The sequence below is a fragment of the Streptomyces sp. NPDC015661 genome, assembly GCF_043077765.1.
Lineage (GTDB): Bacteria > Actinomycetota > Actinomycetes > Streptomycetales > Streptomycetaceae > Streptomyces.
On record NZ_JBIBST010000019.1, the window covers coordinates 1 to 12580 of the forward strand.

10 protein-coding genes are annotated in these 12580 nt (G+C 70.8%); 7 read left to right on the forward strand and 3 right to left on the reverse strand.

Annotation, left to right across the window (positions count from 1 at the left end):
• The 3 genes from ACF07V_RS35815 to ACF07V_RS35825 all read left to right on the forward strand — a co-directional run.
• A partial coding sequence (locus ACF07V_RS35815; protein ID WP_392159910.1) for a transposase occupies nt 1-410 on the forward strand: 410 nt, incomplete at its 5' end.
• A 286-nt stretch (nt 411-696) separates the two neighbouring features.
• On the forward strand, nt 697-1176 hold the full coding sequence (locus tag ACF07V_RS35820; protein WP_392159912.1) for a DUF6193 family natural product biosynthesis protein: 480 nt from the start codon (nt 697-699) through the stop codon (nt 1174-1176).
• Between the two features lie 795 nt (nt 1177-1971).
• Nucleotides 1972-2475, forward strand: a complete 504-nt coding sequence (locus tag ACF07V_RS35825) for a hypothetical protein (RefSeq protein ID WP_392159914.1) — start codon at nt 1972-1974, stop codon at nt 2473-2475.
• Nucleotides 2476-2646: 171 nt separating this feature from the next.
• On the opposite strand, the gene ACF07V_RS35830 is transcribed toward ACF07V_RS35825, so the two are convergent.
• Nucleotides 2647-4314 carry an alpha/beta fold hydrolase gene (locus ACF07V_RS35830; protein ID WP_392159916.1) on the reverse strand — a complete coding sequence of 556 codons (1668 nt, stop codon included), beginning with the start codon at nt 4312-4314 and terminating at the stop codon, nt 2647-2649.
• A gap of 70 nt (nt 4315-4384) precedes the next feature.
• Nucleotides 4385-4942: a TetR/AcrR family transcriptional regulator gene (locus ACF07V_RS35835; RefSeq protein ID WP_392159918.1), complete on the reverse strand. Its 558-nt coding sequence runs from the start codon at nt 4940-4942 to the stop codon at nt 4385-4387.
• A gap of 258 nt (nt 4943-5200) precedes the next feature.
• On the opposite strand from ACF07V_RS35835, the gene ACF07V_RS35840 reads away from it, so the two are divergent.
• Nucleotides 5201-6250 carry a M4 family metallopeptidase gene (locus ACF07V_RS35840; RefSeq protein WP_392159920.1) on the forward strand — a complete coding sequence of 350 codons (1050 nt, stop codon included), beginning with the start codon at nt 5201-5203 and terminating at the stop codon, nt 6248-6250.
• A 244-nt stretch (nt 6251-6494) separates the two neighbouring features.
• Here ACF07V_RS35840 and ACF07V_RS35845 read toward each other — a convergent pair whose 3' ends face one another.
• A complete protein-coding gene (locus tag ACF07V_RS35845) occupies nt 6495-7280 on the reverse strand; it encodes an IclR family transcriptional regulator (protein ID WP_392159922.1) in 786 nt (261 codons plus the stop codon).
• 127 nt (nt 7281-7407) lie between these two features.
• Here ACF07V_RS35845 and hutH point away from each other — a divergent pair, with 127 nt between their 5' ends.
• From hutH to ACF07V_RS35860, 3 genes are all read left to right on the forward strand, one after another.
• The gene (gene hutH / locus ACF07V_RS35850; protein WP_392159924.1) at nt 7408-8946 is read left to right on the forward strand and encodes a histidine ammonia-lyase; all 1539 of its coding nucleotides are present in this window, start codon (nt 7408-7410) and stop codon (nt 8944-8946) included.
• 140 nt (nt 8947-9086) lie between these two features.
• Nucleotides 9087-11804 (forward strand): aminotransferase class I/II-fold pyridoxal phosphate-dependent enzyme, encoded by a 2718-nt coding sequence (locus ACF07V_RS35855; protein ID WP_392159926.1) that lies wholly within the window; start codon nt 9087-9089, stop codon nt 11802-11804.
• Nucleotides 11805-11946: 142 nt separating this feature from the next.
• Nucleotides 11947-12516, forward strand: a complete 570-nt coding sequence (locus ACF07V_RS35860) for a HutD family protein (protein WP_392159928.1) — start codon at nt 11947-11949, stop codon at nt 12514-12516.
• Nucleotides 12517-12580: the final 64 nt, after the last annotated feature.

The following is a 12580-nucleotide window of genomic DNA, read 5'->3' on the forward strand; positions in this document are numbered from 1 at the left end:
ATGGGAACGACGCGACGACATCCACGAAGCCTTCCTCGGCCTCGCTACCTGCCTCATCACCCACCGACACGTCCAACGCCTTTGTTAGGACCTCTAAGGCCGACGCCGGCCATCTGGCCTCGGCAGCGGGGCTGGTGCCCGTCCCGCGTGACTCCGGTCGCCGCACTGGCAACCTCCACCGGCCCAAGCGCTACAGCCGCCGCCTGCGCAGGGTCTTCTACATGTCCGCGCAGACCAGCGTCATGCGTGAAGGGCCGAACCGAGACTTCTACCTCAAGAAACGCGGCGAAGGCTGCAGGCATGTCCAGGCTGTCATTGCTCTGGCGCGCAGGCGTGTGAGCGTCCTTTGGGCGCTGCTGCGGGACGGAAGACTCTTCACCGCGGCCCCGCCTGTCGGTCTGACGGCATGACCTAGTCACTGGGGCCCGCCGTTCAGCGTCTGGTTGGCGGCGTCGGTCAGGTGTCGACAGCAGTTCGAGCAGATCTCCCAGTGGCCGATGTGCTCGATCGTGAGCGGGGCGTCTGCCGCCATGAGGTCGGAACACTGGAGAGGGCAACGTCAACCGCATCAAAACGGTCAAGAGAGCCATGTACGGCCGAGCGTCATTCCGGCTCCTCCGGGATACGCGTCCTTACCCGGTCGTGCTCTCCGTTATCAGAGCACCGCTTTCAGACTCCATCCGCGAAACTGTGGCAGTGGACGCGACCGAAGAGACCTCCAGCCGACAGCTGCCCCTGCCTCCAAGACCTGCTCTGCCGGACATGGCCGCAGCACGCAGTCGCGGGCTGGCGGAGGCCGTCGAGGCCCGCTGGGAGTCCCTACGACTCAGCTGGCGGTGGATGCAGGCAGTACATCAGGTCCGCTCGCCCGGGCGCCCGTATCCGGGCATCGTCCCACTGATGGAGGCTGCTGCTGCCCAACCACGACTCCGGCGGCTGTACCCGTTCACCAGCCACTTCACCCTGCTCTTCAGCAGCTCCATCAGCTACCCCTGGAGCATGCAGGCCGGATCGATCGAGCCCCTGCACAACGGACGCTTCAAGGTTCGCCGACGCTCTCCCTCCGCCGTGATCGGCGAGGTCGACACCGCCGAAGAGGCCGTGACCCTTGTGCTTGAACTCCTGCCCGACGACTCCGATCCTGCCATCACTGCATCTGCAGACGAACACGCGTGACGACACGCGACCACAGCCGTCGACACCAGCGCCGGAGGTCATTCACGGAACTGCGGTCAGAACCGTTTTCAAATAGCGCCATCAGAGGCAGTAGACGCGCCCTTCCCGTCGCTGTAGGCCGCCGAGGCGGTGGTCTCACGGCTTGACTCGTTCATTGAGACTCCGGGTGCTTGAGCGGTCGCGTCGCATACTCGCCGTTACGCAACGCTCCGTCGACCCGATTTCCCGGGGACATCCGCTTCAGTTGGTGGAGTGGCCGACTCAGTGCCTGCACCGAGCCTGAGCATCGGAGTTGTCCATCCAGGCCGCATAGCGTGCTCAGTCAATCGACGACGGCCGATGTGATCAGCGGGTGCCGGAACATCAGGTGGCGGGCGGGAGCCCTCTCGATGCTCTGCCGAGGTACTCAGGCCGTCGTCTGTGCAATTCGGGGCCTCGCGGGGTGAGTTTCGTCGCCGAGCTATGGCTTGGATCCGCTCCCGTGGTCCTCAGTGCGCTCGCAGTTGTCGACTTCGGTCACCGTCCCGTCGGCGTACGAGGCCCTCTGACGCCCGCTCAAGGGCGAGAGGCCGCAGATTCCGTGCGCCCGGTCCGGCGCGTGCCGGGATCCGGCCAATTGATTGGCGTGGCCATGACATTTCGCGACCTCCGTGTCACGCTCCTTGCGCGTCACGAACCCCGTCGGAACCGCCTGCCGCCGGACGTGCCGCCGTACGAGATCTCTCCGCACTTCTCCCGCGAGGCTTCCCGGCCTCGCCCCCCAGACGCCACAAGGACGTGGCAAGGAGGAGCGACATGAGGCACATCTCCCGCTACACCGGCATCGCCGCCCTGACTCTCGCGACGGTCGTCGCCGGCACGGTCACCGCCACCGCGATCGGCCCGACCGCCGAACTCAAGGCCGACGGCGTCATCGTGGTCGCCGGCAGCACCTGTACGTGGACCGGCGCGAACACCAGCGCCGCCCCGCCCAACGCTCTGTCCGTCGACCGGGCCACCGTCAACCGCCCCGGCGGCAACCTCACCTGCGACGGCGGGATCACCGCCACGCTCAACAACAACCCCTCCTTCACCTTCGACGACGCCACCGCCACCGCGCGCACCGACATGATCGACATCACCGGCCAGCAGTCGTTCATCAGCTGCCGCTACCGGGCCACCGCCCTGGTCTGGGACCGGGACGGAACGACCCGCAGGTACGTCAACCGCGCCTTCACCGCCACCCGCACCTCGGGCAGCTTCCTCTGCCCGGCCTCCGTCACCACCCCGGCGGGCGGCGCTTCCGTCACCTTCCGCTGACCCGAAGGCCACGCAAGACGTACGCCACCGCCTTCCGGCGCCCACCGAGCGAGGGCGCCGGAAGACAGCCTTCACCCCTGCCCGCCGGCCGTCTCCCCCGGGAACGGCCACGTCGCTGCCGCCTGCACGACCGGGGCGCTGAGCCCTCAGCCCCGCTGAGGCTTCTTGGGGTCACCTTGCGCCGAGGTGGTGCGCAAGCTCTGAGGGGTGCGTCAGCTGGGGATAGTGACCGGCCCCGGCGATCTCGGTCACCGGGAAGTCCACGGCCGTGACCAGCGGGTCGGCCGAGCCCGCGATGATCTCGACAGGGACGGTCACGCGGTCCAGCAGTTCCCGCGACCGCCGACGGTCGGCCGTGTCCGTGCGTACGGCCGCGGCCACCCGGCGCGCCACTCCGGGGCGGCGCAGGTCCGCTGCGGCGCTCTGTACTTCTGGTCCTTCGGGGACGCCGAGTGCCCCAGCCAGCCGGGCGGCGGACATGCGGCGCATCATCGGCGCGGCCAGGACCGAGCGGGCCAGTCGTGGGGCGGGTGCTTGCAGGAATGCCGGCGCGACGAGGACGAGTCTGCTGATGCGGTCCGGATGGTCGACGGCGAAGCGGAGCGCGGGTCCGCAGGCCAGGGAGTGTGCGACCAGCGCGGGGCGGGTCCGCACCGGCCTCAGCAGGTCGGCCAGCCACGCGTCCGCCGGCTGGGTCGTGGCGGCCGAGCGCCCCAGGCCCGGCAGGTCGGGGGCCAGGACCGGGCCGGGGAGGTGGGCGGCGAGGGGCGCCCAGAGGTCGGCGTTCATCGGGAGTCCGTGCAGCAGGACGTGGGTGGGGCTGTGCCGGTCGCCGGTCACCCACGTCGGGCTGCCGGACACGTCGTGGAAGCCGTACGGGCTGAGCCAGGGGGATGCGGCACCGAAGCGGGCGGCCACCAGGTCGTCGGCCCACGCGCGCAGGGCATCGCCTGCCGGAGGCATCTCCAGGCCGACGCTCGAGGCGAAGGCGCGCGCGGAGGCTGTCGGGTAGCGGTCGGCCGACAGGAAGGACAGCGTCTCGGGGTCGGCCCCGGTCAACCTGCGCGGCAGACGCCGCACCAGGCCGGCGGGAACAGTCCGGCGAGGTGCCCGTACGCCCATGCGGTCGGCGAGCGTGCCGATCAGCTCGGGCAGGGGAGGGGTGGCGTCGTCGAGCACCCAGTAGTGCTCACCCGCGGGCGACGCGGGGATCTCCGCCAGAAACCGCACGAAGTAGTCGAGCGTGACGACGGGCAGGAAGGTGTCGGGGCCTCCGGGCAGTGCGGGGAGCCGCCCGTTCCACAGGTCCTCGACAAGGGCGGCCAGGCCGATGTGCTGGCCCGGCCCGATCACGGTGCTGGGATTGGCGATGGTGAGCGGGACCGACAGAGCGTCCGCCCGTGTGCGTACCGCGAGATCGCCCTCGTGCTTCGACGCCTCGTAGGCTCCCAGCCTCGCGTAATCGGGGTGGGAGTCGGTTCCGCTCACCCGGTACCCGCTGATGTGCACCAGCCGTCGCAGCCGGGGCAGCGTGGCGGCCCATTCGAGCACGTTGAGCGCCCCCGTGACGTTGGTCGCGCGCGCCTCCTGCTCGCCGAGTCCGAAGGCGAAGCGGCCGGCGGCGTTGTAGACGTCGCGGACCTCGGGCAGTCCCGCCAGCGGTCGTGTGATGTCGGCGGCGACGATGTCGAGACCGTCGACGTCAACGCCCCGGGAGGTCAGCCAGGGGGTGAGGGTGTCGTTGCGTACGGCCGCTGCCACCCGCTGACCCCGGGTGAGCAGCTCGGCGACGAGGGCGCGGCCGATGAAGCCGGTTGCGCCGAAGACGATCGCGTCCATGGGACTCCTTAATAGATCGGTCTACATATTTTTGGGCCAGCAAAGAGCCCGCCGATTACGGCGGGCCGTGTCAGCTCAGCAGGATGCCGATCTGGCGGGCGACCCCGTCCAGCGGCTCCCTGCTGCGGTGCGTTCGGGCCAGCAGGAGTGCCCCCTCCATGAGGGCGAGAATCATGACGGCGAGGTCGTCGGCGTCCGGGCGGTCCGCCAGTCGTGCGCGCAGGGTCGCCGCCCATGAGGTGTAGACCTCCGAGCAGGCTTCCTGCAAGGGGTCGTTGGTGGAGGCCGTCTCCAGCGCGACGGTGGCCACCGGGCACCCCTTGCGCCACCCCGACTCCTCCAGTCGGTCGCCCAACTGCCGCAGGACCGCGTCGACGAACTCGGCCACCGACGTACTGGAGTCGGCCAAACCCTCCAGGGCGTCGCCGATCATGCGTCCGGACCGCCGGATGGACTCGCCGACCAACTGGTCCTTGCCGCCGGGGAAGTGGAAGTACAGCGAGCCGCGTGGTGTGCCGCTGGCCGCGATCACCTGGTTGAGTCCGGCGCCGAGGTATCCCCCGGTCTCGATCAACTCCTGTGTCGCGTCCAGCATCCGGTCCCGCGTCTCGGCGCCCTTCAGTCCCATGAGGAGACAGTAGACCGATCTACATATTTCTTCAATCCTTTCGTTTGCGCAGGCTGCCCGCTGGTCGCGCATCCCGGGGGCGACCGGGGACAGGGCGTGAGTCGGGTTTCGGCTGCGCCCTGCCGCGAGGCGCGTTTCGGTCGCGCCCTGCCGCGAGTTGCAGGCGGCCGCTCATGACTTCCGGCCGGACGGCGACGCCAATTCGCCAACAGGGCTACGATGCGCTACCGACTGATGACAGTGTGCCAACGTGTGTTCATGGAAATCTCATCGGTGTTCTGCACGATCGTGCCGCCCCACATCCTCGACAGGCTCGCGCAGGCCGAAGACCCCAGGGTGTACGAGCCCGCACGGCGCACTCTGGAGCACGACGGCGCGATGCGCACCCGGCGCCGCGTCACGGCCGTCCGCGGCGCTGCGGCCCCCGTCGGTACACCCTCGGAGAAGCCTCAACGCACCATCTACGACGCCCGGCACACCGAGACGCTTCCCGGCGTCAAGGTTCACGCGGAGAGTGACCCGTCCTCCGGCGACTCCACCGTCAACCGCGCGCACGCCGGTCTCGGTGCGACGTTCGAGCTGTACCTGAAGGCGTTCGGGAGGCACTCGATCGACGACTCCGGGCTGCCCCTGGACGCGACCGTGCACTACGGCGACAAGTACGACAACGCCTTCTGGGACGGTGAGCGGATGGTGTTCGGCGACGGTGACGGCGAGCTCTTCCTCGACTTCACCGTCTCCGTCGACGTCATCGGCCACGAACTGACGCACGGCGTCACGCAGTACACCGCCAACCTGGAGTACTTTGGCCAGTCCGGAGCGCTGAACGAGTCGGTCTCGGACGTGTTCGGGTCCCTGGTGAAGCAGTACGCGCTGGGCCAGAGCGCCGACCGGGCAGACTGGCTCATCGGCGCCGGACTGTTCGGGCCACGCATCAGCGGCGAGGCCCTGCGTTCCCTGAAGGCCCCGGGTACCGCGTACGACGACGACCAGCTCGGCAAGGACCCGCAGCCGGCTACCATGGACGGTTTCGTGCGCACCAGCCGGGACAACGGTGGCGTGCACATCAACTCCGGCATCCCCAACCACGCCTTCTACCGGGTCGCCACCGCCCTCGGCGGAAACGCCTGGGAGCGGGCGGGGAACATCTGGTACGCCGCGCTGACCGGCGGCGAACTCGCAGAGGACGCCCAGTTCGCGGACTTCGCCCGCCTCACCGCCGCGACCGCGCGCTCTCTGTACGGCGAAGGCGACGAGGTCCAGGCGGTACTCAAGGCCTGGGCCCAGGTCGGCGTCCCCACCTCGTAGCCCGCCATCCGCCATCCGCCATCCGCCATCTGCCATCTGCCATCTGCCATCTGCCATCCGCCATCCGCCATCCGCCACCCACCATCCGCCATCCGCCATCCGCCATCCGCCACCCACCATCCGCCACCCACCATCCGCCATCCGTCATCCGTCACCCGCCACCCGCCATCCGTCACCCGTCATCCGCCATCCGCCGTCGGGTGTCGGCCGTCGGCCGTCGGCCATCCGCCCCCAGTTCGCCGGCCTACGGGGCGGGCGCACCCGGCGCGGGCGTCGCGCCGCCCACCCGGCGGGTCAGCTCGCGAGCCGTCTGCGCCACGTGCCCCGCGATCCGCTGCCGCTCCGTCTCGTCGACCGCCTCGTCAGGGAAGGTCACCGAGACACCTGCGATCGGATGCGCGTGGTGGTCGAGCACAGGTGCAGCGATCGAGGACAGGCCGGGCGTCACCTCGCCCTCCTCCGTCGCGTACCCGCGCCGCCGCGCCTGGGTCAGCAGGGCGTGCAGCGCGGTCAGCGTCGCAGGACCCGCGCCGTGCCGCTGCACGAACGCCGACCGGTCGGGAAAGAGCGCCCTCACCTGGGCGGGCGGAAGCAGAGCGAGGACGGCCCGGCCGCTCGCCGTCAGCGTGGCCGGCAGCCGCACACCGACCTCACTGACCAGGGGCGGACGGCCCGGGGCGCGCTCCTCGATCACGTAGATGACCTCACGGCCGTGCAGCACCGCCAGGTTCGCGTTGTGTCCCGTGCGGTCGACGAGCGAGGCGAGCGGGGCGCGCGCGAGCCGCTGGAAGGGCGCCTGCCGCTCGTACCCGGACGCGAGCTCGAAGGCGCTCACCCCGAGTCCGTAGCGCCGCTCCTCCGGCAGATGCACCACGAAGCCGTCCGCCGCGAGCGTGTCGAGCAGGTGATACGTCGTCGAGCGCGGCAGCCCCACGTCGCGGCTGATGGCGGCCGCGGGCACGGGCGCGGCCTGGCGGGCCAGATAACGCAGGACGGCCAGGACCTGGGCGGCGGCCGGGACGATGCTCATGGGCCGAGACTAGACCAGTCACGACTCAAACGATCTGTCTGGGATCACAGACAGGATGTCTTGGATCCCAGACACAACACCTTCCCCAGGGCTGCCGGAGGCCGTCTGCCTGCGGCTTCATAGGTGCATGACCGCTGTTGTTGTTGGAGTCGGTGCCCCTTCCCCCGACGAAGTCGTGTCCGTTGCCCGTCACGGTGCCCAGGTGATCCTCTCGCCCGAGGCCCTCAAGGAGATCGCTCGCAGTCGCGAGGTCGTCAAGGCCCTCGCCGACGACGTCAAGCCCCACTACGGCGTCTCCACCGGCTTCGGTGCCCTGGCGACCCGCCACATCCCCACCGAGCTGCGCACGCAGCTCCAGCGCAGCCTCGTGCGCTCGCACGCGGCCGGTTCCGGCCCCGAGGTCGAGCGCGAGGTCGTCCGTGCCCTCATGCTGCTGCGCCTGTCCACCCTCGCCACCGGCCGCACCGGCGTCCGTACCGAGACCGCCGAGGCCTACGCCGCGCTCCTGAACGCCGGCATCACCCCGGTCGTCCACGAGTACGGCTCGCTCGGCTGCTCCGGCGACCTGGCCCCCCTCGCGCACTGCGCGCTCGCCGTCATGGGTGAGGGCGTCGTCCGCACCGCCGACGGTGAGCGCAAGCCCGCCGCCGAGGCCCTCGCCGCCGCCGGCATCGCCCCGGTCGTCCTGGAGGAGAAGGAGGGCCTCGCCCTCATCAACGGCACCGACGGCATGCTCGGCATGCTCGTCCTCGCCGCCCACGACCTGCGCCGCCTGCTGAGCACCGCCGACATCGCCGCCGCCATGAGCGTCGAGGGCCAGCTCGGCACCGACGCCGTGTTCGCCGCCGACCTGCAGGCCATGCGTCCGCACCCCGGCCAGGGCGACAGCGCCGGCAACCTGCGCTCCCTGCTCGCCGACTCGGCGATCATCGCCAGCCACGCCGGCCCGGACTGCACCTACGTCCAGGACGCCTACTCGCTGCGCTGCACCCCGCAGGTCCACGGCACCGCCCGTGACACCCTCACCCACGCCGAGCTCATCGCCTCCCGCGAGCTGGCCAGCGCCGTCGACAACCCGGTCGTCACCCTCGACGGTCGCGTCGAGAGCAACGGCAACTTCCACGGCGCCCCCGTCGCCGCGGTGCTCGACTTCCTCGCGATCACCGTCGCCGACGTCGCCTCGATCTCCGAGCGCCGCACCGACCGCTTCCTCGACCCGGCCCGCAACCGCGGTCTGAACGCCTTCCTGGCCGACGACCCGGGCGTGGACTCCGGCCACATGATCGCCCAGTACACCCAGGCCGCGATCGTCTCCGAGCTCAAGCGGCTCGCCGCCCCGGCCTCCGTGGACTCGATCCCCTCCAGCGCCATGCAGGAGGACCACGTGTCCATGGGCTGGGCGGCCGCCCGCAAGCTGCGCCGCGCCATCGACGGCCTCGGCCGCGTCCTGGCCGTCGAGCTCTACACCGCCGCCCGCGCCCTGGACCTGCGCGCCCCGCTGACCCCCGCCCCGGCCACCGCGGCCGTGCGCGACGGCCTGCGCGTGACCGTCGAGGGCCCCGGCACCGACCGCTGGCTCGCCCCGGAGATCGAGGAGGCCGTCCAGTACGTGTCCTCCGGCCGCGCCCTGGCCGCCGCCGAGTCCGTGACCGGCGCCCTCGTCTGATCCGGACGCCCGTCCCCCCCCACCTCCCGGGTCCCGCGGGACCCGGGAGGTGCGGCAGGCCGCTGCCGCGCACGCCTCGCCCCTCGTGCCCTCCCCGTCCGCGGCGGGCCGGGCAGCCCTCAGAAGGAGCCCTTTCCCCGGTGAATGACCTGCCGACCGCCACGGTGCACAACAGCGTCGGGCAACTGCGCGCCGACGCCTGGAGCTCACTGACAGACCTCACCCACCGCCTCGCCACACAGAGCGGGAACGGCCCGCACACCACCGCGGGCATCCAGGAGCTCATCCGCCTCCTGACACCCATCGAGCACTGCTGGGCCTTCCCGGGCACAGCCGCCCTGAGGGAACTCGGCGCACTCCACGACCAGGGGGAGCACCGGCACCTCGCCCAGCGCGCCGACGAACTCGACCGCGCCCTGGCCGGCCACCGGCACCGCGGCACCGCCCCGCACACCGCCGCCACCCCGAGCGGCCGCGCCGACGAGAGCGCCGAGGCGCCGTACACCACGCCCGCGCCCTCCACCCCGTACTTCGAGGTCCTCGTCGTCGGCGATCTGGACGCCGCCGAGGAGCAGGCGCTCCGCGCCGAACTGCGCCGACTGCGCCGCCCCGACGACGAGTTCGTCTACGAGATCGTCGTCGCCCCCAGCTTCGAGGACGCGGTCATCACCTCGCTGGTCAACTCCAGCCTCCAGGCCGTCGTCATCCGCGACCGGTTCACCGACCGCTCCCGCCACGACCTCAGCGTCGTACGCCGCTTCTTCGACGAGTCCGCCGACGCCCCCGCCGCCACCCCCGGCGACAGCGACGACCAGGTCCGTGCCCTCGGCGACCGCCTCCTCGCCCTGCGCCCCGAACTCGACCTCTACCTCGTGTCCGAGCGGGCCGTCGAGTCCACCGCCGGCCGCCTCAGCCGCCGCTTCCGGCGCGTCTTCCACGCCCGCGAGGGCCTGCTCGAACTGCATCTGTCGATCCTGCACGGCATCACCGAGCGGCACCGCGCCCCGTTCTTCACGGCGCTGCGAGCCCACAGCCGCAAGCCCACCGGCGTCTTCCACGCCCTGCCCATCTCGCGCGGCGCCTCGGTGCTCAACTCGCCCTGGATCCCGGAGATCGCCGACTTCTACGGCCTCAACATCTTCCTCGCCGAGACCTCCGCCACCTCCGGCGGCCTGGACTCCCTGCTCGCCCCCACAGGCCCGCTGCGCAAGGCCCAGGACCTGGCCGCCGAGGCCTTCGGCGCCCGCCGGACGTACTTCGTCACCAACGGCACCTCGACCGCCAACAAGATCGTCGTGCAGGCGATGGTGCGCCCCGGCGACATCGTGCTCGTGGACCGCAACTGCCACAAGTCCCACCACTACGGACTGGTCCTCGCCGGCGCCCACGTCGTCTACCTGGACGCCTATCCCCTCGACGAGTACGGCATGTACGGGGCAGTCCCCGTCGAGGAGATCAAGCGCAAGCTGCTGATGCTCAAGCGCGAGGGCGTCCTGCACCGCGTCAAGCTGCTGATGCTCACCAACTGCACCTTCGACGGCATCGTCTACAACCCGTCGCGCGTGATGGAGGAGTGCCTGGCCCTCAAGCCGGACCTGGCGTTCCTGTGGGACGAGGCGTGGTTCGCCTTCGCCCGCTTCCACCCCGTCTACCGCCGGCGCACCGCGATGGCCTCCGCCCGCACCCTCACCGACCGCTACCGCGACCCCGCCTACGCCGACACGTACGCCGCCCACCGCGCGAGCCTCGGCGACGACCCGGACGACGAGACCCTGGCCACCACCCGGCTGATGCCCGACCCCGAGCAGGTCCGTGTCCGCGTCTACGCCACGCAGTCCACGCACAAGACGCTCACCTCGCTGCGCCAGGGCTCCATGGTCCACGTCTTCGACCAGGACTTCCGGCACAAGGTCGCCGAGGTCTTCCACGAGGCGTACATGACGCACACCTCGACCTCGCCCAACTACCAGATCCTCGCCTCCATGGACCTCGGCCGCCGACAGGCCGTCCTGGAGGGCTACGCCCTCGTCCAGAAGCAGCTCGAACAGGCCGGAGTGCTCCGCGACGCCGTCGACCAGCACCCGCTGCTCAGCCGCTACCTGCACATCCTCACCACGCCCGAGCTGATTCCGCCGCGCTTCCGCTCCTCCGGCATCGAACAGCCGCTCCCGGCCGGGCTCGCCCGGATGGAACGTGCCTGGGAGGAGGACGAGTTCGTCCTCGATCCCACCCGTGCCACCCTGCACATCGGGCGCACCGGCATCGACGGCGACACCTTCAAGCACGACCTCCTGATGGACCGCCACGGCGTGCAGGTCAACAAGACGACCCGCAACACGCTGCTGTTCATGACGAACATCGGCACCACCCGCAGCTCCGTCGCCTACCTCATCGAGGTCCTCGTGCGCATCGCCGAGGACCTGGAGGAGCGCGTCGGCGAGATGAGCCCGCACGACCTCGCCGTGCACCACGGGGTCGTCTCCGGACTCGGCACGGGCTCCGCTGCGCTGCCCGACTTCAGTGCGTTCCACCCGGTGTTCCGGCCGAGCCCGCACACCCCCGAGGGCGACATGCGCTCCGCGTTCTTCCTCGCCTACGACGACACCGAGTGCGAGCACCTGTCCACACAGGAGATCACCGACGCGATGGCCCACGGCCGCACGGTCGTCTCCGCCACGTTCGTCACCCCCTACCCGCCCGGCTTCCCCGTGCTCGTCCCCGGACAGGTCGTCAGCAAGGACGTCCTGGCCTACATGGCCGCCCTCGACACCCGCGAGATCCACGGCTACGACCCCGAGGCCGGCTACCGGGTCTTCACCGAGGCCGCCCTCGAAACACGCCACACCCCCCAGCGCTAGCCCGCTCGAAGACGTGACAACCTCCTCTCCCGCAGCCCTCGGCCGCGGGGGAGGAGGTCGCGTTTCCCCACCACGTCTTCCCCTACCGTGTGTTCCCCCACCACACCGACCCACCCGGAACAGGAAGGACCCCCTCCCTCTCATGGCACCCCAGATCCTGCGCGCACACGAGCGGACCCCCGCACCGTGGAAGAACGGCGGCGGCATCACCACCGAGGTCCTCGCCCACCCCCGGGGTGCCGGCACCGACGACTTCGTCTGGCGCATCAGCGTCGCCGACGTCGCGACCAGCGGCCCCTTCTCCGCCTTCGAGGACATCGACCGCATCATCACGGTCGTGGAGGGACCGGGCATGGCGCTCACCGTCGACGGCACGGAACACGTCGTCGACACCCGCTACACGCCCCTCGCCTTCTCCGGCGACGCCGCCACCGACTGCCGGCTGCTCGACGGCCCCATCGTCGACTTCAACGTGATGACCCGCCGCACCGACGCGCAGGCCGAGGTGACCATCGAGCGCGGCCGCACGGTGCTGCGCCCGGCGCCCGGGACGCGCCTGTTCGCGATCGTCCTCGACGGCTCCGCGACCCTGGACCAGGACGCGGTCCGGCTCGACCGGCTCGACGCGGTCCTGCTCCACGACGACGAGGACCCCGCCGACATCGCGGTCGACGGGGTCCTCGCGGTGGTCGCCCTCACCGACCTCCGCTGAGCCGCTCACGGCGGGAAAGCCGCGGCCGCCAGGCCGCGGCTCTCGTATGCCGGGCGACCTGGCG